Source organism: Nocardiopsis synnemataformans (assembly GCF_965343085.1).
GTDB classification, from domain to species: Bacteria; Actinomycetota; Actinomycetes; order Streptosporangiales; family Streptosporangiaceae; genus Nocardiopsis; species Nocardiopsis alborubida.
Genome location: NZ_CBDRFA010000077.1, coordinates 1 through 22,388, shown reverse-complemented (window position 1 = coordinate 22,388; position 22,388 = coordinate 1). Strand labels below are relative to the sequence as shown.

Sequence of the window (22,388 nt, the reverse complement as noted above, 5' to 3'; positions counted from 1 at the left end):
CGGCGCGCGGACGGCCCCTCCTTGACTCCTCCCTGTTTTCCGGGGCCCGCTTTCGGACAGGGGAAGGACAAGGGGGAAGGGGTTGGGGATGAACGCACAGGAACGTCCGCCCGCGGTCGTGGTCGGTGTGGACGGCACACCCGCCTCCCACGCCGCCCTGGTCTGGGCGACCGAGGAGGCGGCCAGGCGCGGCACGCAGCTGCGGATCGTGCACGGCCTCGGGATGCCGGTGGTGATCGGCGCCTACGGGGCGGCCGGACGCGTGGCCGTCGAGGACCAGCGGGAGGCCGGGCACGACCTGCTCACCGCGGGCGCCGCGTACGCGCACCGCGCCCGGCCCGGGCTGGACGTGGCGACCGTCCTGGCACCGGAGGACGCGCCCGCGGTCCTGCTCAACGACGCCCTGCCCGAGGACGTCGTCGTGGTGGGTTCGAGGGGACTGGGCGGGGTCCGGGCGATCATGCTGGGCTCGATCAGCGTGCGCGCCTCCTCCCACGCGCCCTGTCCCGTGGTGGTCGTCCCCAACCGGGAGAAGCCGCCGCCGCGACGCGGCCGCGTCGCGGTGGGTGTGGACGGGTCCGAGTCCTCCCGCCGCGCGCTGTGTTTCGCCCTCCATGAGGCACTGGTGAGCGGCTCGGAGGTCGTGGTGGTCAACAGCTGGGAGGTGCCGCTGCCCGCGGACACCGAGTCGCTGGCCGCCGACACCCGGGCCCTGCACGAGGAGATGCTCGACCGCCAGTCTGAGGAGGTGGTCGCTGGCCTGCTCGCGGAGGTGGTCGACGACCGGACCGAGCACCTGGAGATCAGTGCGATCCGGACGCAGGCCAACCCCGTGGACGCCCTTTTGGAGGCGGGGCGGGACGCGGACCTGCTGGTGGTGGGGTCGCGCGGACGCGGGGGCGTGCGCGGGCTGGTGATGGGCTCGGTCAGCCAGGGGGTGCTGCAACACGCCCCGGTGCCCGTGGCCGTCCTGCCGCCGCGGTCGGGGGACGAGTGACCGCCGGGGAGGGACCGACGACCGGAGGAGCGGCCGGAGGGGGAAGGGCGGCTCAGCAGGGAGAACGGTGGTCCGGGGACGATCTGAGGGGAACGGGTGGACCGACGGGGGTCCGTGCCGCTCCCGGGAACGGCCGTCCTTCCCGGCGATGATGGACAGCGTTACCAAGGGGGAAACCATGCCAAGCAACGAGGAGCACTCGCCCAGGGTCGTGGTCGGCGTCGACGGCTCCGACCACTCACGGGCGGCGCTGGAGTGGGCGGCCGCCGAGGCGGACCGCAGGGGCGTGCTGCTCCGAGCCGTCCACGCGCTGGGAATGCCGCTGATCGTGTCGGCCGGGTCCGTGCCCGCCCGCTTCGATCCCACCGCGGAGATCTCGGACCAGGCCGACGAGGTGCTGACCAAGGCCGCGGAGCACGTGCGCCGTGTCCGGCCGTCGGTGACGGTGGAGACCGAGACCGCCCTGGAGGAGCCGCCGCTGGCGCTGCTGAGCCACAGCCGGGCGCACGACCTGCTCGTGCTCGGCACGCGGGGCCTGGGCACGTTCGCGTCGGTGTTCGTGGGCTCGGTGAGCATCCGCGTGGCCGCCCAGGCGGCGTGCCCGGTCGTGGTGGTGCCCTCGCACGGGGGCAGCCCCGCGACGACCTCGCTCGGCCGGGTGGTGGTCGGCGTGGACGGTTCCAGGAACGCCCGCCGGGCGCTGCGCCTGGCCGTGGACCTGGTGCGGGAGAGCGGCGGCGAGCTCGTCGTGGTCAACAGCTGGGAGGTGCCCTACCCCTACGATCCGATGGCGATGACCGCCATGGGCTACGAGCCCCAGGAGAAGCTGTTCGACCGCAAGTCCGAGGAGCTGGTGGGAGAGATGCTGCTCGACGTCACCGGCAGGCGGCGCGAGGACCTCGACTTCGGGGTCAGTGTGGTGCGCACCCAGGACAGCCCGGTCAACGCGCTGATGGGGGCCGCCGAGGGCGCCGACGCGATCGTGGTGGGCTCCCGTGGCCGGGGGAGCGTGCGCGGGCTGCTCCTGGGCTCGGTCAGCCAGGGGGTGCTGCACCACTCCGAGATTCCGGTGGTGATCCTTCCGCACCACGCCGAGGAGGAGTAGCCGGGGACGCCCGTCCGGGCGCCCCCGGGCGGGTTCAGGCGTCTTTGGCGGCGTACTCCAGGCAGAAGGGGTGCCCGGCGGGGTCGGCGTAGACCCGGAACAGGTTACGGGGGTCGTCCTCGGCGACCGCGAGCCTGCGCGCCCCAAGCGCCAGCACGCGCTCCTCGGCCGCGTCGATGTCCTCCACCCAGACGTCGAGGTGCGCCTGCTGGGGCCGCGCGGGGTCCGGCCACGCCGGGGGCCTGTGGTCGGGCGCGTGCTGGAAGGCGAGCCGCGGCCAGGCCTCCCCGACCACCACCCAGTGGTCCTCGCGCTTGGTGACGGGGAGTCCGAGCAGCTCGGCGTAGAAGTCCGCGAGCGCGCCGGGGTCGGGGCAGTCCAGGGCGATGGTGTGCAGTCGTCCGATCATGGCTTGCATCCTGCCACCGGGACCGCAACGATGCGGCGACATGTCGACACGTCATCGGAGCGGTTGGGCGCCGGTCACTGTCCGCAGTGGGGTTTCCTCGGCCTGGTGTGGTCGCGGACGGCGATCCCCAGACAGACCAGCCAGGTGATGAGGACGTCCCAGGCGAGGAAGGTCAGCCAGCCGCCCAGGTCAGGGCCCAGCGCGATCCACGCGGCGCTGCACGCGACGAGGGCGATGCTGAGGATCAGGAACCATGGGCGCGGCCGCTCAGGTCGCATGCCGTGGGGACTCCCGGACGGTGGACCCGATCCCCGGTTCGGTACGCGTCAGCCCTCGGTCGCGCAGCCCGGAGAGCGCCTTCTGCGCCGTCGCGGAGGCCACCTGGAACTCGTCCATGAGCTTGAGCACCGACGGGACGCGACTCCCGGGCGGGTACTCGCCCTCTCGGATGCGTCTCTCCAGCTCGTCCGCTATCTGCACCCACCTGGGCAGACCCTCACGCCATTCCATGTCAGGGACGCTAGGCATCCTCAGAACACCTAGCAATGCTGGCATGCCTAGCGTGCTATAGCTGAACTGGTCTATTATCGGTAATTGACATGAGGCGGCCCGGTGGTGCGGCGAACACCCCGGGCCCAGTCCACCTGGTGAAAGCAGGCAGACAAGTGCACATCGTAACGGCCCTGGTGGCCGTCCTCCTTCGTTGCCTCCGCCCGGCGCGGGGGCTCCATGCAGCGCCGCGCGTCCTCGCCCGGGAAGTACGGGCCGAGGCCCGCAGGCGCCGCGCCTCCCGGGTGCGCCGCTACGCCGTCGATCCCGGCACGGTCGCGAGCGCACCGGCTCCTCTCCCTCCGGTCCCTGCTCCGGTCCCCGCTCCGCGCCCAGCTCCCGACGGCACCCGGCGTGAGCCGCTGCCCCCGGTCGATCCGCCGGAGGCCTTCGTGCGGGGCTACTACCTGGCCCACGAGGCGCGGCGTCAGCCGGTGGGGGACCTCCTGACGGGTCTGGGGGCGGTCTCGTGAGCACGCCGACTCCGCCGGGCTTCCTCGAATCCGCACCCGGACCGGACACCGCCACGGACCTGTACGACGCCTTGTCCGAGGCACTGCGGACGCGACCGCGCCACGCAGGTGAGGCCTATGCGGCGCTGCATGAGGCCGACCGGCTGCTGTCGCTGCTGGACGCACACCTGCGCGCGGGCGGGCCGCTGCCCGAGCCGTGGCGCACGGCAGGTGGCCGCGACAGCTGACTGCCGGGCCCGAAGAGAAGCACCTGCGGCCGACGAGGACTTCTCGGAAGACTGACAGAAGGGATGGGCGAGGGCCCTCGGTTCTGCGGGTTATGGGATACGAACCCACGAAACCCTGCTGTACCGAGGGCCTTAACCACCTGTCGACAAAACGACGAATCGGCTGGTACGCAGGTGCGTGGCCACGGCGGCGGACGTCATTCCGGGGAGGGTGTGGCGGAATGGTCTGTGCCCTCGTTGTTGCGGACGACCTGCTCCCGGTACGCCCGCCGGTACCAACGGACGCTCGCGATGGCGGTGCAGACCGCCGCCACGCCCGTCAACACCGCCAGCAGAAGATGGCCCTGGACCACGTTCGCCGCTGTGAGCATGCCCAGCAAGGTCGTGCTGATGAGGTTCGTCAGGCCGGACAGGGCTTTCATGGCACCTCTGGTTCTCGGGGGTGATGCCGACGCCTACGTGTGAGGCCACCCGTGCCGAACGCTTCGCGCAACCATTGTCACCTGAGCTGACCGAACAGGCTGTCAAGAACATGTCGGGGCCGCTGGGACGCGGCATGCAGCGTTTCGCGTCATCCCTGGCTGTCCCATGCCGCCGTCCGTGGCCTTGGTGTCCGTTCCGGTCGGAGGAATCCTTGAACGGATCGCCTATCTATCAAAGTTTCCATCCCTATCCTTTGATAGATGCCGGTCCGATGAAAGTCACCGCCCCAGCTCCGTCCTTCCACCGAGTGGGCCCACCCCGACCCTCGTCACTGCGGAGGGTGTGGGATTTGAACCCACGAAGTCTCGTTGTACCGAGGGGGCTTGGCGACCTGTCGACAAACCCACGAATCACCTTGTGACCTGCGCGGATGTTCCGAGGGCTTCCCAGCGCTTCCGGTCCCTTCCCGGAGCCATGTGCGATGAATGTGCGATGCGACGGGGTGGGCTGCTGTGGCCCTAGCGGGCACAGACGTTCGTTCCTTGGGGCTTGGTCGGCCTAGCGTGCGTGGGCTGGGCCGTGTTCATTTTGCTCACCTCAACCACGACTACAGCAACCATATGGAACCAAGTACCACGTTTTCGGGCCGAGGTGCCCGTCAGCGCTGGAGTCGGTCCCCCAAGACGGTCGTAGCCCGCTGACGGGTGCCTCGGGACAGGTGAGCACATCCGTCCGTTTCGGGACCAAAAGCTCTGACATATACGCAGGTCATCGGGCACGATGGCCTGACTCGGTCAGTTCTGGCCCCTGCTCTGTCGGGCCTGTCCGAGAGAAGTCCTCTGGTGTGCGGTCTGCGGGCGCGCTCGGGACCGGGCGGCAGCCCGCAGCCCGAGCGGCGGCCGCAGACCGCTGCGACGGCGCTTGCGCCGTCGCCTTGATCCCATACAGTCCGACTCGGCAATGAAAAGAGATGTGATTTTGGATTATCGATGGATGGCTCGCTGTCTTGGGCAATTTATCGACGAAGCAAATGACATAGTCGACGATACTTTATTGGACTATGAAGGCGCAATATGGAGAATCGCAGAGATAAAGCTTATCAATCATGAAATAGTGGTTCACAGAATAGTCGAGGCTTGCGGAATAAGGTCAATCGAGAGGGCTAAATATAGTAGAACTCAGGATTACTGGAGAGATCTTCGAGACCAGGCGCTCAGGGTTCATGGAATATGTGCAAACTTTGAAGAGATGGAATCGGCGCTAGCTCCGGATGGTCCGGTTGCTATTGCTGGAAAATTGCATGATTGGGTTTGGAGGTCGGCCGAGCAGCTCTGGCTCGCTTCGGCTTATCAGGAGGCTGTCAACGCTGCAGCGCGTTCAATAAATGCGAGGATACAACAGAAGTCTGGGAGAAATGATATAGCAGAGTCAGATCTGGTTATGCAGGTATTCGATATAAAGCCAGCTGAGACAGGAAAGCCTAGGTTGTGGATGCCTGGTGATCGCAGTGATCCTACCTGGAGAAGTCTCCAGGAGGGGGTTAAATTCTATGGTGTTGGCTGCTTTAGGGCTATCAGGAATCCCGCCTCACATAAGGAATTCACAAACTGGGGAGAGCAGGAGGCAATGGAGTACCTTTCTTCTTTTAGTGTTTTTGCGAGATGGATTTCCGATTCTGAAATTTATTCAGTTGACTAGGCCCACCTCTGGCATTGTGATTCTTTTATCGCGCGTTTAGATTTTTTCCATTGTGGAATCTGACATGGGTTTCATGGATTTTATTTGCGTCTAATAGGCGGATGGCGTACGCTTCCGTCATTCGTTCTGACGCCTCTTTTTCTGTGATCCATTCAACTGCCGTGGACTCTGAAGTTGGAAGCTCGATGCCTCCAGTTGGTTTGCAACGGAAGACTAGGGCCACGATTCCGCGGGCCATGTTCTTGTAGACGCCCGTGAGCTGTTCCACCTCGACGTGGATGCCGGTCTCCTCTAGGACCTCGCGGACTACGCCCTCTTCTGGGGTCTCGTCCAGCTCCAGTACTCCGCCGGGCGGTTCCCAGTTGCCGTTGTCCCTGCGCTTGATCACCAGCATCCGCCCGTCCTCGCGGATGACGGCTCCCGCTACGGACACGGAGTGCAGCGGCGTTGACGGCTTGTCTCCGGTGCTGTTACTCATGTGCAGGAGCATAGGAGGAACAGAAGGACTATGGCGAGCACTGTAGGGGCGCGGTCGGCGAAGCCCCGGTACCTCCAGATCGCGGACGACATCGAAGAGCAGATCAGAGCCGGGCGGCTGGCTCCCGCCGAGGAGATCCCCAGTGAGACCGCGCTGATGGAGCGCTACGGCGTCTCTTCGGGCACGGTTCGCAAGGCCGTGGCCCAGCTCCGCACGACCGGCTTGGTGGAGACGTACCAGGGCAAGGGCTCCTTCGTGAAGTCCCGGCCCCCGGTCACCCGCAAGTCCTCTGACCGCTTCCGGCGCTCACACCGCCGTGCGGGCAAGGCGGCCTACATCGCCGAGACCGAACAGGCCGGGGTCAAGCCCACCGTTCAGGTCCTCTCCATCGGGCCCGTTCCCGCTCCCGCCGAGATCGCTGAGCGCCTGGGCGTGGACGAGGGCGACAAGGTGCTTGCCCGCCGTCGCCTCTACTTCAGCGACGGCACCCCCACCGAGGAAGCGACTTCCTATCTGCCGTGGGACGTGGCGCGGGACATCCCCGAACTCTTCGAGGAGAACCCCGGCGGCGGTGGCATCTACGCTCGTCTGGAGGAACACGGGCACGAGTTCGTGGAGTACACCGAGACCGTGCGGGCGCGTCTGGCCACCAAGCAGGAGGCGAGTGCCCTGAGTCTGAGTCCCGGCTCCGCGATCATCCATCTGACGCGCAACGCCGTGACGACGGTCGGCCGTGTGGTGGAGGTGTGCGACACGATCATGGCCGCCGACCAGTTCGTGCTCGACTACCGCATCCCCGCCACGGACTGAGGCACCCGTTCCCTGCCTCCTCGGGCAAGCTTCTGTGCTCCACAGGGTTGACTCATGTACATGAGTGAGGCAACCTAATCTCACAACCCATATACATGAGTGCATGTGACGGTCTCATGTATAGGGGTGTTCTGTAGTCCGTTGGCGTGAGCGGCGCACTGGCCACCTGGTGAAGCGGCGCGCCACATGTCCCCCTGGAGCGTGCTTGGTGGATGCCGCCGTCTCTGAACCGAAGCGGTGCAGGTCCTGTCGTGGACGCGGACGCAAAACCGTCCGCTCTCGGCGCTTGGTAGTGCTGCGCTCCTCGACCACACGGGAACCGGCGACACGCGTCGTGGCGTGCACCGCGTGCCGGGGGACCGGTACGGACTCCTGACCCACAAGGGCGGAGAACGCTCCTGCCGGATGGCTACCGGTCACCGGAGCAACCGACCACAGACAACCGACCCCCGCGACGCGGGCTAGGCATCCGGGGGCGCGGCCAACCTGAGGAAAGCAGGCTGACGTGAGCGACCTTATCGCCCTGATTCGGGCTTGGGTGACTCTGATTCGACCGAAACGACACGGCAGGCACCACCGCACCGGCCCCCGGGCCTACTACCTGCCCGCACCCGCGCGGTCGGAGCTGTGGCCCGCACCGGACCCCATCGTGATGGACACGGGCGACCCCCGCGCCTACTCCCTCCAACGCGGCCCCTACACCCACCTGGAGCACCGGCGCCGCGCACAGCGGGCCGAACGGGACCGGCGGGGGATCAATCTGCTGGTGCAGATCGCGCGTTCGACTCCCGCCCTCGACGACATGGCCGAGTTGCGTGACCTGGTGCGCACGGCCATCGCGGTCGGGGCGGTGCGGCGATGACCACCGAACCCTCCGCTCCGATCGCCGACCGGGAGACCCTGACCGCCTGGGCACGGGAACAGGGCGTGCGGGTGCGCATCTCCTCCGAGGACTGGGACTCCATCACCTACGAAGCCCTCTCCACCGGCCCGGACGGAACCCCGCTGGTGGAGCGGTACCGGTGCGTGCTGCCCGCGTCCCTCGCGCTGCGGCGTCTGCGGCTGACCTACGTCGTCGGGCTCTGCCACGACGCGGGCGGGGCGGCGTGCAACCACGTCCGCCGGGTCGTGCCCCCGGTGCTCTCGGCCCCCGAGTCGGCCGCCCGCCATGACGTGTCGCTGGTGGCCGCCGCGTTGGTGGAGTTCGAACGCCGGGCGGTGTGCGGGGCGACGGTGGACAACCTGTCCGTGTACACCGTGCAGCGAGCCCAGGACTGGCAACCCTTCTGAGGGTCCTTCCCACGGCGCCTCTCAGACCCCCGCGTGCCCTGATGTCTCTTCGAGACCACGGGGCCCAGGGCACGCGGGTCCCTTCTTCGCGGCGACGTGCACTCCTGCGTGTGTGCCCTCCGCTGTGCCGCTTTGCCGTAGAGCGCTGTTCGGCGAGTGGTGCTTCTGACTTGTCACCGCCCTGATCTCACGAAATGTCCGTTCGGATTCATCGCCGTACGTCTCCCGTGCAGCAGAGAGCATCGCTATAGCGAACAACTACGGGTCGGAGTCCTGCGCCCTCTCGCCTGAGGAGGTGGATTGGGAACGCTCACGTCGGTGCTGGCGGAAGAACACGACCCCGATCGCCGAGAAGCCCAAGGCGGGGACCGGGTAGAACCACAGGACCCCCATCGGCCCCTTCAACCAGAACCGCGCTACACCTGCGCCAGCCCACGCCAAGCCCAACACCAGGTAGAACCAGCCCAGGTAGAAAGACCTCATCGGTTCACCTCGCAGTTGCCATCGGGCGGGCTGATGCCGACTCCCATGGGCGGGGGAGAGCGTTCGAGGCGGGGTGGTCGACCCTGCCCCGATCTGTCAGGCCCCCGGCCGGGCACGGTACGCCAGCGTGGTGGCGCACGGCTATGTCTCCTCGGACGGTTGCGTGGGACCGCGACGCCGGTGCCGGTACATCTGCAGCAGCCAGTAGCCCTGGATGGCGGCTGCGGACACCGCGACCAGTACGCCCAGGACGAGGAACAATCGGTCTTCGCGCATCAGCGCGGAAATACTGATGCAGATGCCTGCCAGCACGGTGAAGGACGGGCTGATGCTCTGCCACCAGGTCATTCGTTCCTGAGGGTGGTTCGAGATGGCTCTCATACAGGCCTTCCGTGGTTGCCGTCGGGACGGGCTGACGCCGTCTGTCACGGCCGGGAGCGTGCGGACCGGGTTGTTTGGTCCAGCCGCTGGCCCGGCAGATAGCCGAACAGGCCGTCGCCGACAAGGGGGTGTGCATACGGACGCTTCCCCTCAGACGTACCGACACAGCCGTGGACCAAACACAGGTCATCGGTGTCTGGCGCGGACGCGCACCGGCGCCACGAGGTCCGGCCTGCGTAAAGAGGGAGCGGTTCCCGCACGGAATCCGGCGAGCAGAGGGCCAGCGTATGGCGAGGAACCCGCTGCTGAACTCGACCGCCTCGCTACCTGACCGGTGAACGGCGAAGGCCGGTGGCTCCCCGGGCCGTGTGCGACGAATGTGCTACGGGCCCGGACCATCGGCCTTCGCCGTGTTCCGTGGAAGCCTCCCACCTGGGGAAACTCCCTGATTCTGCGGAGGGTGTGGGATTTGAACCCACGAAGTCCCGTCAAGGACTTGGTGCTTTTCAAGAGCACTGCACTCGGCCGCTATGCGAACCCTCCCCGCGGGGAGCGACTCCCCGCCACGTCATGGTAGCCCACACTCCTCCGCCCGCGCGGCCCGCCCGGGAACACGTTCCCACCCGTCGGCGCCCGGGGTGGCGCGCTAAGGTTACTCGGCAGTAACATAGGGGCCATGGCACACATGAACCCCGAGACGGCGGAGGCGGTCAAGGCCGGTTTCCTGGCCGCGGTCCCCTTCGTCCGGACCCTCGGCCTGACCTTCACCGAGCTGGACCACGGGCGCGCCGTCATGCGCCTGCCCGACAACGCCGACCACCACAACCACGTCGGCGGCCCCCACGCGGGCGCCATGTTCACCCTGGCCGAGTCAGCCTCCGGCGCCATCATCATCGGCACCTTCGGCGACCAGCTCGACCGCGCCGTACCCCTGCCGACCACCTCCACGATCGACTTCCTCAAGATCGCGACGGGCGACCTGACCGCCGAGGCCGTCTTGGGCCGCCCGCGCGAGGAGATCATCGCCGAGCTGGACGAGGGCAGGCGCCCCGAGTTCCCCGTCAACGTCGAGCTGCGCACCGAGGACGGCACCATCACCGGTCGCATGAGCATCACCTGGACCCTGCGTCCCAACCGAAAGTAGCGACACTGGAGCCACAGCCGTCACGTTCCCGGCCGGGCCCGCTCGCGCTCAGCGCCCGGCCGGAACCCTCCCCGGTCTCGCCCACGTTCCGTCCCCGGCCTCCGGCCCTCGCGGGCCGGGCCCGGTCAGCGCCCCGCCGCGCCTTCTCCCTGGTCGGACCCCGCCCGAGGTTCCGCCCGGAGGGAGGGCGCATTGTCGTCGCCACGGGGTACGTTGTCGGCAACGACAGCCCTACGAGGAGGCCTCACCGTGAAACTTCGAGTGGACCGCGACGCGTTCGCCGAGGCGGTCGCCTGGACGGCCCGGGCCCTCCCCACACGGCCCGCCGTCCCGGTGCTCTCGGGTATCCGCATGGAGCTCTCTCCGGACGGCGCCTCCCTGCACCTGTCGGGATTCGACTACGAGGTCTCCACCCGTGCCTCGGTGGACGTCCTCTCCGAGGAGTCCGGAGCCGCCCTCGTCCCCGGCCGCCTCCTGGCCGAGATCGTGCGCAACCTGCCGTCCGGCTCGGTGCACATCGACAGCGACGGTCCCAAGCTGCGCGTCGTCGGCGGCGCCGCGCGCTTCACCCTCATCACCATGCCGCTGGAGGACTACCCCACCCTGCCCGGCATGCCCGGACGCATCGGCTCCGTCGCCGCGGACGCCTTCGCGGCGGCCGTGCGCCAGGTGGCCCCGGCGGCCAGCCGCGACGACACCCTGCCCATGCTCACCGGCGCCTACCTCGACTTCAGCGGCGACACCCTGAGCCTGGTCGCCACCGACCGCTACCGCATCGCCGTGCGCGAACTGTGGTGGAGCCCCGAGGACCAGGGCCTGGACGCGGCCGCCCTGGTTCCGGCGCGCACGCTGAGCGACACCGTGCGTGGGCTGCTCACCAAGTCCAACGTGGACATCGCCCTGTCCACGGCCAGCGGCGGCGAGGGCGTCAGCCTCTCGCCGGGCGAGGGCATGATCGGCTTCGAGAACGGTGAGCGCCGCACCACCACCCGGCTGATCGACAGCGAGTTCGTCAAGTACGCCGCCTGGTTCCCCAAGGAGTTCTCCGCGCGCGCCGAGGTGGCCGTGACGCCGCTGGCGGAGGCGGTCAAGCGCGTGGCGCTGGTCGCCGACCGCAACACCCCGCTGCGGCTGGCCTTCTCCGAGGGCGAGGTCGTGCTGGAGGCGGGGTCGGGCGAGGACGCCCAGGCCGTGGAGGCGATCGAGGTCGGCTACGAGGGCGAGCCCCTGCGGCTGGCCTTCCGTCCCGACTACCTCATGGACGGACTGGCGGGTGTGGAGACCGACACCGCCTACCTCAACTTCACCGAGCCGACCAAACCCGCCGTGTTCACCGACGTGCCGGTCAAGGAGGGGGAGAACCCCTCCTTCCGCTACCTGGTTCAACCTTTGCGGGTGTCCTGATAAGAGGTTATGGACCCTTTCTCAACTGGGTCGCCACCTTATCCACAGAGTTATCCACAGGATGCCGTTCTTCCTGTGGATAACCCCGGGTAATCGCCCCCAGGAACACCCGAACCGCCCCGGTTGAACTCTCGCATTTCCCCTCTGACATGCGAGAACAACAATCGGGGCGGTTCTGTGCACAGCCTGTGGACAACTTCGCGGCGAGAGGCCTACTCGCTCTCGTTCAACACGGACGAACCGCCGCTTCCCACCGGCGTGTCCAGCCCCAGTTCGGCCTGACGCCCCCGCCGGTAGCCCGCCCGGTACCCCGCCGCGCTGTGCGTGCGTTCGGGCCGGTGCTTGCGCAGCTGCGGGAACTGCTTCTGGAACTCCTCGCTCACCCGGTGCACGTCGTTCAGCAGCACCAGCTCCGCGCCACGGGCGGCGTCCACGCTCTCCCCCGACCCGCCTGAGCCGCCCGGCGAGGCCATCTCCTGCAACCGCGCGCGGAACTCACGGATGCGCTCGGCCACCGCCTGCCCGTAGGCGCGCACGAACGACCGGTAGTAGCGCTTGCGCTCGGTCTCCAACTCCGAGCGCGTGTAGTTGCGCAGCTCCCGGATGTCGGCCACGTGCGACGAGCTCATGAACTTCGCCGACGCCTCCATCTGCATGGAGATCGACGGCAGCAGCATCCGCAGCGCGTCCAGCGCGCTCACCGTGCCCACGAGGATCATGACGCGCTCGGTGTTCTCGGAGTTGTTGCCCCGTACCGCGGACTGACAGCCGTAGGCGGCGGAGATGTCGGCCAGCGCGCGCACCCGTGCCTTGCCGTGGCCTCCTACCCCCGAGACGGCGTAGTCCATGCGGCTGATCGCGTCCGGCGCCTCGCCCCTCTCGGCGCGGGCCTCGGCCTCCGCGATCGCGTGGCGGGTCATCAGCTCGGCGGCCTTGGCGGTGAACGCCTGGCTCTCGGCATCAGTAACCGCGGGGTCCTCCGCCATGCGGAGGAGCCCGCGGACCCGCTCGACCATCTTCTGACGAGCAGATTCAGTCATCGGCGCCCGGTTGTCTCCCCTAGGTGAGTATCTGTTTTCCACCATCGGCGGAAGATACCGAGCCTAGGCGTTCTTGTTGCCGACCACCATCGCGATGAGGCCAACGGTGATCCAGATCGCCGCCGCGACGAACAGTCCGCCGAACAGGCCGCCGATGATCGAGCCGGTGAAGATGCTGACGAGGGCGTACCCCGCGCCGCCGATCCCGGCGGGCACGGCCGCGTACCGGAACGGGTAGGTGGCGGCGTAGCGCTTGCCCCGGCGGTCGGCCTTGGCGCTCATCACACCGCCCACGCCACCGATCAGTGAGAAGAAGACCACCGCCGCGGTCAGACCGGAGGCGATGGCGCCCAGGCCCGAGCCCAGGTTGAGGAGGAAGAAGAGGGCACCACCGGCGGCACCCCCCAGCACCGAGGTGGTCCAGGGCCAGATCATCGTCGCCGAGGCGACGGGAGTGAATGCGTTACCGCGCTCCAGCGTCATGTCCACTGCTCCAGTCGAATAACGTGACGGCCGCTCTTCGCCGGGCCGTCCCCTCCAGCATGCGGGGCCGGAGCCCGGAGCGCATCAGGGATCCGCCCCTGACATTCCCCCGAGACCGCCCTCCGGCACCCTCCCGGACTCCCGGGTCCGGTCCGGGGCACGGGTGCGCGAAAGGCCCCTGCGCAGGGTTCAACGCTCAACCGGCCGGAGAAGTGCCCGGACCGCGGCCGTTCTCCGAGAAGGCCGAGACCAGGTTCGCGCACAGGTGCGGCCACGCGGCGCGGAACGGCGGCAGCAGCGGGAGCGCGTCGGCGGAGTCCACCGGCACCCAGCGCACCTCCTTGCTCTCGGAGTTGCCCGGCCGGAACGGCTTCAGCCTCGGCAGGCTCGCCATGAACGTGTCGTAGCGCCACACGGTCAGGTCCTGTTCGTGAACGCCCAGCAGGGTGTACCCGTCCAGGTCCCCCTCGACCTCCTCCTCGAACTCGCGCACGGCGGCCTCCAGGGGCGTCTCGTCCCGGTTGCGGGCGCCCCCGGGGATGCCCCAGGTGCCCCCCATGTGGGTCCAGCCCGCCCGGTGCTGGAGCAGCACGTGGCCCGCTCCGGCGGTGTCGGTGGCGTACAGCAGCAGTCCGGCCGCGCCGTAGATCCCCCACCTACGGGTTCCGTCCGGCAGGCTCACCCAGCCGTTTCCGTCGCCCTCCAGCATCACGTCCTCCAACTTCGCGCCCTCCGGGACCGCCGGTGCCGTCCGATCGGCATGCTCCCTAGCAACCTATGGCCCGACACCGGGCTCGCGCAGCCCTCCTCCGGTGTACGTGCCCGGTGCCACAGGGAATTCCCGGCCGAGGGCGTACGCGCTGGGGGCGTTGTGGCCGTCCGGGTGTGTCCGGTCCTCCGGGGGCGAGCCGGTCCGGGGCCGGCGCACTGGCGGGAGAAAGAACGCAAGGGACACGAAAAGCTTCGAAAGGGAACACCCGTCGCTTCCGGGGCGCGGACTTCCCGGGGGCGGGCACAATCGTGTCCTCCTACGGCTGGGAATTTCCCGGATTTCGGCGTCGGGAGGGGAACGTGTGGTTTATCCCGGTCGTTTTCCGGAAGGCTGAAGAGGAAGCGGGATCAGACCCGGCGGAGGGTGTCACCCCCGGTCGAAGGCGGATCCGCGGGCGGGAAGCGCGTGGTGCATGACGGCCTTCGCACACCATGTGAACGGGCTCTGACCGTCCGCAACCGGCCAACCGCTGGCCATGGCGGGCCCGGGTGGCCAATGATGGCGCGGTTCCCGAACCGCCGTCGCCACACCGATTTCAGCACTGAAAGAAGACTGAAAGCGGAGTGGAAGAGGATCTCTCTAGTGTGGAACACGTTCGACGCGATCGGACCCGCGAGAGGACGGCTCGCGGGTCCGACACAGTGCGACGTTCGTTGGACACATGCCACCCGTGGTGTGCTTTGAGGCGGAACCCGCCACGGGTGGCCAGTCCGCCGGAAGGCGGGGTCCGTTGATGCTTCGTAGACGTAGGGCTACTTTGCGGCTCTACGCGAGTGCCGTGAGAAGAGGAGTCCGAGTGCCGAAGATGCTGACCGTGGACGAGGAGTTCGAGGCGATCGTCGCCGACGTCGCCCCCGAGGCGAAGGCGGTCCCCTACCAGGAGCCGAGTCCGGTGAACCCCGTCCCTGTCGAAGGGGATCCCGAGAAGGCTGTGCCCGCGGAGGCCGCGCCCTCGGAGGAGAAGCCCGCTCAGGAGAAGTAACCCCTTTTCGGTGTAGGCCAACGGTGACTCCGAGTACTTGAGTGGAGGGGGGTACTCGGAGTCGTTGGCATGCCCGTATTCCCTGTTTCGTGCTAATGGCCCTTGCTAGGGTTGCTGCTTGTGGAATTCGGCGTGCTCGGCCCCATCACCGTCTGGGCGGACGGCCGACCTGTTCAGGTCGGTGGTCCGCGCCAACTCTGTGTGCTGGGAGCGCTGCTGGTCCACTTGGGCCGCGAGGTCACCATTGACCAACTCATCGGCTATCTCTGGAGTGACGACCCGCCCCGTACGGCGCGTTCGGTCATCCAGGTGCAGATCTCCCACCTGCGCAGGGCGTTTCCGGACAGTATCTCCACGACTTCGGGGGGCTACATCCTCGATGTCGATCCGGAATCCGTCGACCTGCACCGCTTCCGGAGACTCCGGAACAGAGCGGCCACGGCCGAGCCCAAGGTGGCCGTGGAACTCCTGGAACAGGCGCTGGGGTGCTGGCGCGGAACTCCCTTCTCCGGTGTCGGCTCGGAGTACCTGGACCACTCCGTCGTCGCCCCCCTGCACGAGGAGCGCTGGTCCTGTGTGATCGCCTGGGCCACCTGCGCCCTGGATCTGGGCCGGTACTCCGACGTGGTCACACGGCTGACGTCCCTGGCCGGTGAGGAACCCTTCGGTGAGCGCCTGCACCACCTGCTCATCACGGCCCTGTGGCGCGGCAATGAACGGGCCAGGGCGCTTTCCGTCTATGAGGAGTTTCGGACCAGGCTCGCCGATGAGCTGGGTGTCGACCCCGGACCGGAGTTGACCGCCCTGCACACCCGGATCCTTCAGGAGGACCTTCCCGAGGAGGCGGCGGAGGATCAGTTCGAAGAGGAGACCGGAGAACGCTTCGTAGTACGCAACGACCTTCCCCGGGACCTGCCCGACTTCACCGGCCGCCATGAATCGTTGCGTCAGCTGGACGAGGCGGCCCGTGCCGGAGAGGAGCGCGCCCAGGTCTGCGTCATCACGGGCAGCGGCGGTGAGGGAAAGACGACCACCGCGGTCCGCTTCGGTTACGAGGCGGCCAAGCGCTATCCCGACGGGCAGCTGTTCATCGACCTGTACGGCTACACGACGGACAGGGAGCCGCTCGACGCCACGTCCGCGCTCGGCGCCCTGCTGCGTGCCGTCGGCGTCGAACCCGAGGCTGTGCCCGAGTCCCTCGATGAGCGCTCGGCGCTGTGGCGGGCCACCCTCATGGGGCGCCGCGTTCTGGTCATCCTCGACAACGCGTTCAGCTACGCCCAGGTCAGCCCGCTTCTGCTGTCCTCCCCGGGGTCGATGACCCTCATCACGACCCGCAACGAACTCTCCGGACTCAGCGGTGCCCGTTTCCTCTCCCTCGGGGTGTTCGACGAACCTTCCTCTCTGGAACTGCTCGGGCGTGTCCTGGGTGACGAACGCGTGCGGCGGGAGTTGGAGCAGGCGCGCGAGATCATCCGTATCTGCGGCGGTCTCCCCCTCGCCCTGCGTGTGGTGGCCGGACGTATGCTCAGTCGCCCCAAGTGGTCGTTCGCGCACGTCGCCCGCCGACTCGGCGAACAGGACCGGAAGTTCCACGAGCTCCAGGTCGAGGGACAGAGCGTCGAAGCCGCCATCGACCTGTCCTTTCAGAGCCTCAACCGGAATCAGAGCCGTACGTTCCTCCTGTTGGGCCTGATGATCGGCAACATGATCGATCTCGGCGGCGCGGCCGCCTTCCTGGACATGTCCGTGGAGGATGCCGACGACATCCTCCAGGAACTGGTCGGTGTGTGCCTGTTGGAGGAGCCCCAGGGGGACGTGTACCGCCTGCACGACCTGATCGGCGCCTTCTCCCGCGACCGCGCGGCCACTGTCCTGACCAGTGAGGAGATAGAGACGGCTCGACTCCGCCTCGCGGAGCAGTACATGGCGACCGCCCAGCAGGCCGCAGATCTCATGGGCCCACGCGCACATGACGATGTCGAGGTGAATCCCGGTTACCGCATCGAGTTGTCCGGACGGGATGACGCGGAGAACTGGTTCACCCTCCACCAGGAGAACCTGTCGGACACGATCGAGTACTTCGCCTCGCAGGACAACGGCGAGTACGCCTGGCGGATGGCCGACGCTGTGTGGCGCTTCTACGCCCTCCACGGCCAGATGGGTCTGTTGATCAGTTCTCACCAGCGAGTACTCCAGATCAGCGACAAGCAGGGAAACCGGCGCGGCCGCGCGGTGACCCTCATCGGGCTCGGTATCGCTTACTGCCTCTCAGGGCGCTTCGAGGAGTCCCTGGGGCTTCTCACCGAGGCCAGGGACCTGCTCACCGCCATCGGTGACAGCAGAGGGATCATCCGAGCGCTGGCCAACCTGGGTGTGGTCTACGAGCGTGTCGGACACCTCGCGGATGCTGCTGAGGCCTTCGAGGGAGTGCTTGACCATGCGATTCAGTTGGGGGATGCCCGACTGGAGGCGTTGCAGTGGGGCAATCTCGCCCTTGTGAAACAGGCACTCGGGGAATACGCGGAGGCGTTGCACTGCGCTGGGCAAGCCGCCGCGAAAGTCGTCGGTGAGGACCAGAACGAAGCCAGGATTCAGGCGAAGCGCATCATGGGAGAGGCCCGTACCGGCCTGGGGGAGCTGGAGGCCGCCTTCTCGGATCTGAACGAGGCGTTGGGGCTGTCTGTGCGCCTGAATCTGGTGGGCAACCAGATCTATGTGCACAACGCCCTCGGCATAGCCCACCGGGCGGCGGAGGTCTGGGACAAGGCCATCGAGTCCCACACCGAGGCTCTCGCGCTCGCGGAGAAGTCAGGCCACCGCAGCGGAGACGCCGAGATCCGCGTCGACCTGGGGATGACCTACGCGGCGGCCGGGCGCCACGGCGAGGCCCTGTCCGAGTTGGAGAGGGCCCACGCCATCGCGGTCGAGCGCGGCGAGCGCTACATGGTCGCCCGCGCCGCGCTCGCCCTCGGAAGCCTGCCCGAACCGGTCATGGCGGCGGACCGGGCGCGGGGGTTCCTCAGCGAGGCCGAGGAGATCTTCACCGAGCTGGGACTGGCCGAGGCGGAACAGGCCAGGAAGGCCCTGAAGGACAACCCGCCCGCGTCCCTCGGCTGACGGTTCCAGCCGGTCCTAGCCGACGGCTCCCCCCGCCCCGCCGCGCGGCCCCACCCCCGAACGACGCCGCGGCGGCCCCAGCCAGCGCGGTCCCAGGGTTCCGCGCCGCATGGTCCACAGGCACAGCGTGGCGGGCAGGACGCGCACCGGCCGGGGGACGTACGGGTACACCGCGCGGGTCGTCCGCACGATCCGGTCGAACCGGCGCTGACGCGCCTGCGACCACGGGATCGCGAACCGCTCGCGCAGGTCCGGCGGGAGCAGCCCGCCGGTGAGCAGGAGCTGGACCCGCATCAGCGGGCGCAGGGGCACGCTCGTCGGGTGGAACAGCTGCCCGGTGATGGCGCGGGCCTCCTCACCCACGTCCAGCCGGGCCAGGGCCCCATCCCAGTAGGCGGCGAACTCCTCGGGGGACGCGGGCCATCTCTCCTCGGGCAGGCCCAGGGCGGTGGCGAACGCCGACGCCTCGCGCAGGTGCAGGGCGCGCTCCTCCTCACCGAGTTCGCCGAACACCATCGCGTGCAGGCGCGAGGCGGACTGGAACAGGGTGGCGGCCACCCACAGCAGGAGGTCGTCGTCCAGGGCCCGGTACCCGGGACCGTTCACCTTGCGGTGCATCGCGTGCACGATGGCGTGCAGGCGCTTCCTCTCCTCCTCGGTGCCGTAGACCGTGCCGTACACGAAGTAGAGGGTGCCGAGCAGGCGGTCGAACGGCCGGGAGGAGAAGTCGCTGTGGTCGTGCACCCCGCGGGCGACGCTGGGGTGGGCGATCTGGAGCAGGACGGCGTACCCCGCGCCACCGAGGACGCAGGCCTCCGCGCTGATCCGTCGCAGAGGAGATCGGTCGGACGATCGGCCCATGCCTGGGATCGTACGACACCCCGACCGCACGGCGGGAGGGGCACGCCCTCGTGGGCGCACGTCCGGTTACGGGGCGGACCGGGCGCGCGTACGGCCCGAAGGCGGATGGGAGAGAGCCCGCCCCAGGGTGAGCCTTACCCGTCCGCGCACGCCCGTGCTCCCCGCTCCCGTCCGCTCCAGCCCGAGCCCGCCCGCGCGGCTGGGACGTGGCTCACGGCCCCAGGGAGCGGAACACCTCCGGCCGGGTCAGCGCGTCGGTGTTGTCCGCGAACTGGTCGACCGTGCCCACCGGCGGCCGTGCGGCCAGCTCGGGGCCGGCGATCCCCGCCAGCAGGGCGTGGGTGAACCGGACCGCGTCCAGCACCGGCCAGGGGCGTTCGTGGAACGGCCGGGGCCGGGTGTCCAAGGCGGCGGCGAGGCCGGTCCGGTTCTGCCGGTCGGCCACCAGGGAGGACGCCTCGGCGAGGGCCGCGGCGTCCGCGTCCAGCGCCCGCGCCAGGAGCGGGGTCAGCTCCGCCGCCCAGGGCAGTCGGGCGAAGGCGCTGCCCAGCCACTTGGAGTAGGGCGGGTAGCGGCGTTCCAGCAGCAGGGCCAGGCGCATGAGGTCGCGGACCACCCGGGCCGCGACCACCCGCGCGCCCAGGCGGTCGCCCACCTCCGTGCAGCGGCCGACGAACGCCTCCTCCTGGGACACGCGCTGCCACTGGCAGGCCAGCACGTACCGCCACACGTCGTCCGGGTACCAGGCCAGACGCTCCCTGGCCCGTGTGACCGCGCCGACGCCGTCGTGGAAGACGGCTCCGCCCACCACCTCGGCCAGCCGCTGGGTGGGCGTGGCGAGCCAGTCAGTGGTCTCCACCCCCTCGCCCGGGTCGAAGCCGAGTTGACCTCGCAGCCAGTCGCCGGACCCGCTGACCTCCACCCGGTGGCGGCCTTCGGGCGCGTCGGCGTCGGGCCGCCAGGCCTGGGGAGGACCGTCGTCCGGGCCGAACCGGACCGGCCAGCCGCGCACCCGCTCGGGCAGGCCTCCGGCGAGCAGCGCCAGCACGCGTTCGCGTTCGTCGGGTTCGTCCACGAAGACCTGGAGCCGTGGCCCCCAGCCGTGGTCGGTGGAGCGCTCGGTGTCCAGTCCGAGGACCTCGGACCCGGCGCCGAGCAGCGCGGCGGCGTGCGCGACGGGCCGGGGTCCTCGGGCGAGCAGGGGCGCGACCGCGTCCGTGTACAGGGCCCGGGACAGTTCCAGGCCGGGGAGGAAGACCGGGGGCATGCCCCAGAGCCTAGGTCCGCCCTCCGGACGCGGCCACGGGTTTTCCGGCGCGGGGACCCGTTGTCGCCGGACCGTGTCGAGTCACCGCCGGACCGTGCCGGACCGTGTCGGAACGGGGGTAAGGGAAATCTATCTATCCGGTTAGATCTGGTCCGACAGGCGGTTCGGGCGCGCAGTGGTCCACAACGTTTTACGACAGACCAGGACTCGCAACTGTAAGGTGTCTTTCCAGTTCGCGGCGCAAATGACGGAGGAAGCGTCGTCAGTACCAGTGCCGGAAAGTGTTCGGCCGGCCAACCCGCCGGTGCGGTGGTACTCCGTCCCCCCGCGCAACAGGGGTATTGACGTGTAGTGACAGGGTCTTTACGGTCTACCGACAACAGGTGGAAGGAAATTCCGGGGACGCCCGGAATGGCCGGGACAACGACGTCCGGTGTCCGCGGGGGAAATATCCGAGCCCCTACGGGCGCACTCCACTTCCTGGGCCGGAAACGGTCCGGGTCACCCCGCTACGAATCCCCCGCACCGTGCCGCGAGGCCGGACGGGATCGTGACCCGAAGAGAAGGGCCCCGTTCAATGAAGACCCTCAGCAGGATCCGCTCCGCCTCCGCCGTCGCCGCGGCCACCGCTCTGATCTTCACCCTGATGCCCGCCAGCGCGGCCAGCGCGCACGGCTACGTCTCGGCCCCCATGAGCCGCCAGGCGCAGTGCGCGGCGGGCATGGTCGAGTGCGGCGGCATCCAGTGGGAGCCGCAGAGCGTGGAGGGCCCCAAGGGCCTGATGAGCTGTTCCGGCGGCAACTCCCGGTTCTCCGAGCTCGACGACGACAACCACGGCTGGCACGTCACCCAGGTCGGCACCTCGCTGAACTTCACCTGGACCCTGACCGTCACGCACGCCACCGCCAACTGGGAGTACTTCATCGGCGGTCAGCGCATCGCCAACTTCGACGACGGCGGGGCCCGGCCCAACTCGACCGTCCACCACAACGTGGACCTGTCCGGCTACAACGGCCGTCACACGATCCTGGCCCGCTGGAACGTCGCCGACACCGGTAACGCCTTCTACGCCTGCGTGGACGTGAACATCCGCTAGGCAGCCCGACGCTTCCCCCGGCCTGGTTCCCCGCACCCGGGCCGGGGCTGCGGTTTCCCGGGGCTCTGCCCGGCGCCGAGGCCCCCTGTTCGGCCCCGACACGACGAAGGCCGGTCCCACGGGACCGGCCTTCGTGCTGGTCGGGGTGGTGGGATCCGAACCCATGACCTCCTCGTCCTGTTCGTCCCGACCATATGGAAACCCCGGTCCAGAGGCACCACGAATTCCTGGCCCGGGGGTTTCTGGTTCACGTCGTCACTCGCTGGCCTGCTGTGTCGCACGGAGCGGACGGCCCGTAGTGCACGACAGCGCATGTTCGACGGGTGCGCCGACAGACTCCGTGGGGCGAGTGCGAAACCGATCACCATCAAGCGTGCGCCGATCGGCGACCGCCGTCTGTCGAGAAGGCCTGCGCGGCACTGCCTGCTGCGGCTCGTGCGCCGTTCTCCACTCGCTGTCAGCGCGGGGTGGCTTTGATGATGGCGTCGAGCGTCGTTCGAGCATCGTTCAGTTCGGCGATGGTTCTGCTGATCCGGGTGTGTTCTCGACGCAGGTCTTTCAGCAGGGCCGGGCATGCTGCGGCAAGACCTCCAGCGGTAACAACCGTGCACGGCAGCACTGTGGCGATGGCGGTGGTACTGAGCCCCGCAGCGAGCAAAGTGCGGATACGCCGCACCCGCCCCACATCAGCGTCGTCGTATTCGCGGTATCCGCTGGGCCGCCGTTCCGGCAGTAGTAGACCCCGCTCCTCGTAATAGCGCAGCAGGCGTTGACTGACACCAGTCCGCCGAGCCAGTTCCCCGATACGGATGGTCTCCTCCACTTGACTCTCACATGCATGTGAAGGCCTAGCTTAAGCACACGTCGACCACATGGTCAGGCGGGTTTCGTTGCAG

The 22,388-nt window shown here is 68.5% G+C and carries 26 protein-coding genes and 1 tRNA gene; 13 read left to right on the top strand and 14 right to left on the bottom strand.

All coding sequences use genetic code 11. The features are described 5' to 3' along the window. The first annotated feature begins 88 nt into the window (after positions 1-88). Both ACSIH6_RS31980 and ACSIH6_RS31975 read left to right on the top strand, forming a co-directional pair. On the top strand, positions 89-997 hold the full coding sequence (locus ACSIH6_RS31980) for a universal stress protein (protein WP_435112071.1): 909 nt from the start codon (positions 89-91) through the stop codon (positions 995-997). Positions 998-1,175: 178 nt separating this feature from the next. Beyond that, complete coding sequence (locus ACSIH6_RS31975; protein ID WP_435112070.1) at positions 1,176-2,102, top strand: universal stress protein; 927 nt, start codon at positions 1,176-1,178, stop codon at positions 2,100-2,102. A 34-nt stretch (positions 2,103-2,136) separates the two neighbouring features. Here ACSIH6_RS31975 and ACSIH6_RS31970 read toward each other — a convergent pair whose 3' ends face one another. The 3 genes from ACSIH6_RS31970 to ACSIH6_RS31960 form a co-directional block, all read right to left on the bottom strand. Next, the gene (locus tag ACSIH6_RS31970) at positions 2,137-2,511 is read right to left on the bottom strand and encodes a VOC family protein (protein ID WP_435112069.1); all 375 of its coding nucleotides are present in this window, start codon (positions 2,509-2,511) and stop codon (positions 2,137-2,139) included. A 74-nt stretch (positions 2,512-2,585) separates the two neighbouring features. Beyond that, positions 2,586-2,789 carry a hypothetical protein gene (locus ACSIH6_RS31965; protein WP_435112068.1) on the bottom strand — a complete coding sequence of 68 codons (204 nt, stop codon included), beginning with the start codon at positions 2,787-2,789 and terminating at the stop codon, positions 2,586-2,588. Continuing rightward, complete coding sequence (locus tag ACSIH6_RS31960) at positions 2,779-3,021, bottom strand: GntR family transcriptional regulator (RefSeq protein WP_097633576.1); 243 nt, start codon at positions 3,019-3,021, stop codon at positions 2,779-2,781. Before ACSIH6_RS31960 ends, ACSIH6_RS31965 begins: the two co-directional genes overlap by 11 nt. 155 nt (positions 3,022-3,176) lie before the next feature. Here ACSIH6_RS31960 and ACSIH6_RS31955 point away from each other — a divergent pair, with 155 nt between their 5' ends. Next, positions 3,177-3,533 carry a hypothetical protein gene (locus ACSIH6_RS31955; protein WP_435112067.1) on the top strand — a complete coding sequence of 119 codons (357 nt, stop codon included), beginning with the start codon at positions 3,177-3,179 and terminating at the stop codon, positions 3,531-3,533. Next, a complete protein-coding gene (locus ACSIH6_RS31950; protein WP_435112066.1) occupies positions 3,530-3,760 on the top strand; it encodes a hypothetical protein in 231 nt (76 codons plus the stop codon). The genes ACSIH6_RS31955 and ACSIH6_RS31950 overlap by 4 nt, the downstream gene beginning before the upstream one ends. A 197-nt stretch (positions 3,761-3,957) precedes the next feature. Here ACSIH6_RS31950 and ACSIH6_RS31945 read toward each other — a convergent pair whose 3' ends face one another. Further along, positions 3,958-4,182: a hypothetical protein gene (locus ACSIH6_RS31945; protein WP_435112065.1), complete on the bottom strand. Its 225-nt coding sequence runs from the start codon at positions 4,180-4,182 to the stop codon at positions 3,958-3,960. 1,054 nt (positions 4,183-5,236) lie between these two features. Between ACSIH6_RS31945 and ACSIH6_RS31940 the strand changes: the two genes are divergently transcribed. Then, positions 5,237-5,881 carry a TIGR02391 family protein gene (locus ACSIH6_RS31940; RefSeq protein WP_435112064.1) on the top strand — a complete coding sequence of 215 codons (645 nt, stop codon included), beginning with the start codon at positions 5,237-5,239 and terminating at the stop codon, positions 5,879-5,881. 25 nt (positions 5,882-5,906) lie between these two features. Here the strand turns inward: ACSIH6_RS31940 and ACSIH6_RS31935 are convergent, their stop codons facing one another. Then, entirely contained in the window at positions 5,907-6,359 is a 453-nt protein-coding gene (locus ACSIH6_RS31935) for an NUDIX hydrolase (RefSeq protein ID WP_435112063.1), read from the bottom strand. Between the two features lie 30 nt (positions 6,360-6,389). On the opposite strand from ACSIH6_RS31935, the gene ACSIH6_RS31930 reads away from it, so the two are divergent. The 3 genes from ACSIH6_RS31930 (at position 6,390) to ACSIH6_RS31920 (ending at position 8,459) form a co-directional block, all read left to right on the top strand. Beyond that, a complete protein-coding gene (locus ACSIH6_RS31930) occupies positions 6,390-7,169 on the top strand; it encodes a GntR family transcriptional regulator (RefSeq protein WP_435112062.1) in 780 nt (259 codons plus the stop codon). Positions 7,170-7,674: 505 nt separating this feature from the next. Next, positions 7,675-8,031, top strand: a complete 357-nt coding sequence (locus ACSIH6_RS31925; protein WP_435112061.1) for a hypothetical protein — start codon at positions 7,675-7,677, stop codon at positions 8,029-8,031. Then, entirely contained in the window at positions 8,028-8,459 is a 432-nt protein-coding gene (locus ACSIH6_RS31920; protein ID WP_435112060.1) for a hypothetical protein, read from the top strand. The genes ACSIH6_RS31925 and ACSIH6_RS31920 overlap by 4 nt, the downstream gene beginning before the upstream one ends. Before the next feature lie 258 nt (positions 8,460-8,717). Here ACSIH6_RS31920 and ACSIH6_RS31915 read toward each other — a convergent pair whose 3' ends face one another. The 3 genes from ACSIH6_RS31915 to ACSIH6_RS31905 form a co-directional block, all read right to left on the bottom strand. Next, positions 8,718-8,942, bottom strand: a complete 225-nt coding sequence (locus tag ACSIH6_RS31915; RefSeq protein ID WP_435112059.1) for a hypothetical protein — start codon at positions 8,940-8,942, stop codon at positions 8,718-8,720. A 141-nt stretch (positions 8,943-9,083) separates the two neighbouring features. After that, a complete protein-coding gene (locus ACSIH6_RS31910) occupies positions 9,084-9,323 on the bottom strand; it encodes a hypothetical protein (protein WP_435112058.1) in 240 nt (79 codons plus the stop codon). A gap of 454 nt (positions 9,324-9,777) precedes the next feature. Then, positions 9,778-9,866, bottom strand: a tRNA-Ser gene (locus tag ACSIH6_RS31905). A 142-nt stretch (positions 9,867-10,008) separates the two neighbouring features. Between ACSIH6_RS31905 and ACSIH6_RS31900 the strand changes: the two genes are divergently transcribed. Together ACSIH6_RS31900 and dnaN are read left to right on the top strand one after the other, a co-directional pair. Further along, positions 10,009-10,467 carry a hotdog fold domain-containing protein gene (locus ACSIH6_RS31900; protein ID WP_435112088.1) on the top strand — a complete coding sequence of 153 codons (459 nt, stop codon included), beginning with the start codon at positions 10,009-10,011 and terminating at the stop codon, positions 10,465-10,467. Positions 10,468-10,728: 261 nt separating this feature from the next. Continuing rightward, a complete protein-coding gene (dnaN, locus tag ACSIH6_RS31895) occupies positions 10,729-11,871 on the top strand; it encodes a DNA polymerase III subunit beta (protein ID WP_435112087.1) in 1,143 nt (380 codons plus the stop codon). A 212-nt stretch (positions 11,872-12,083) separates the two neighbouring features. Here the strand turns inward: dnaN and ACSIH6_RS31890 are convergent, their stop codons facing one another. The 3 genes from ACSIH6_RS31890 to ACSIH6_RS31880 all read right to left on the bottom strand — a co-directional run bounded on the left by ACSIH6_RS31890 (position 12,084) and on the right by ACSIH6_RS31880 (position 14,103). Next, positions 12,084-12,887 carry a DUF2786 domain-containing protein gene (locus ACSIH6_RS31890; protein WP_435112086.1) on the bottom strand — a complete coding sequence of 268 codons (804 nt, stop codon included), beginning with the start codon at positions 12,885-12,887 and terminating at the stop codon, positions 12,084-12,086. Between the two features lie 87 nt (positions 12,888-12,974). Continuing rightward, positions 12,975-13,394: a hypothetical protein gene (locus ACSIH6_RS31885; protein WP_017568427.1), complete on the bottom strand. Its 420-nt coding sequence runs from the start codon at positions 13,392-13,394 to the stop codon at positions 12,975-12,977. A 196-nt stretch (positions 13,395-13,590) separates the two neighbouring features. Further along, positions 13,591-14,103, bottom strand: coding sequence for an NUDIX hydrolase (locus ACSIH6_RS31880; RefSeq protein ID WP_435112085.1), 513 nt, complete (start codon positions 14,101-14,103; stop codon positions 13,591-13,593). A gap of 859 nt (positions 14,104-14,962) precedes the next feature. On the opposite strand from ACSIH6_RS31880, the gene ACSIH6_RS31875 reads away from it, so the two are divergent. Continuing rightward, positions 14,963-15,148: a hypothetical protein gene (locus ACSIH6_RS31875; RefSeq protein WP_435112057.1), complete on the top strand. Its 186-nt coding sequence runs from the start codon at positions 14,963-14,965 to the stop codon at positions 15,146-15,148. A gap of 120 nt (positions 15,149-15,268) precedes the next feature. Continuing rightward, positions 15,269-18,268: an AfsR/SARP family transcriptional regulator gene (locus ACSIH6_RS31870; protein ID WP_435112084.1), complete on the top strand. Its 3,000-nt coding sequence runs from the start codon at positions 15,269-15,271 to the stop codon at positions 18,266-18,268. A gap of 15 nt (positions 18,269-18,283) precedes the next feature. Here ACSIH6_RS31870 and ACSIH6_RS31865 read toward each other — a convergent pair whose 3' ends face one another. Together ACSIH6_RS31865 and ACSIH6_RS31860 are read right to left on the bottom strand one after the other, a co-directional pair. After that, on the bottom strand, positions 18,284-19,129 hold the full coding sequence (locus tag ACSIH6_RS31865) for an oxygenase MpaB family protein (RefSeq protein WP_435112056.1): 846 nt from the start codon (positions 19,127-19,129) through the stop codon (positions 18,284-18,286). Positions 19,130-19,340: 211 nt separating this feature from the next. After that, the gene (locus tag ACSIH6_RS31860) at positions 19,341-20,396 is read right to left on the bottom strand and encodes a DUF4037 domain-containing protein (protein ID WP_435112055.1); all 1,056 of its coding nucleotides are present in this window, start codon (positions 20,394-20,396) and stop codon (positions 19,341-19,343) included. A 577-nt stretch (positions 20,397-20,973) separates the two neighbouring features. Between ACSIH6_RS31860 and ACSIH6_RS31855 the strand changes: the two genes are divergently transcribed. Then, positions 20,974-21,492 carry a lytic polysaccharide monooxygenase auxiliary activity family 9 protein gene (locus ACSIH6_RS31855; protein ID WP_150254945.1) on the top strand — a complete coding sequence of 173 codons (519 nt, stop codon included), beginning with the start codon at positions 20,974-20,976 and terminating at the stop codon, positions 21,490-21,492. Positions 21,493-21,949: 457 nt separating this feature from the next. Here ACSIH6_RS31855 and ACSIH6_RS31850 read toward each other — a convergent pair whose 3' ends face one another. Next, the gene (locus ACSIH6_RS31850; protein WP_435112054.1) at positions 21,950-22,315 is read right to left on the bottom strand and encodes a MerR family transcriptional regulator; all 366 of its coding nucleotides are present in this window, start codon (positions 22,313-22,315) and stop codon (positions 21,950-21,952) included. Positions 22,316-22,388 lie beyond the last annotated feature (73 nt).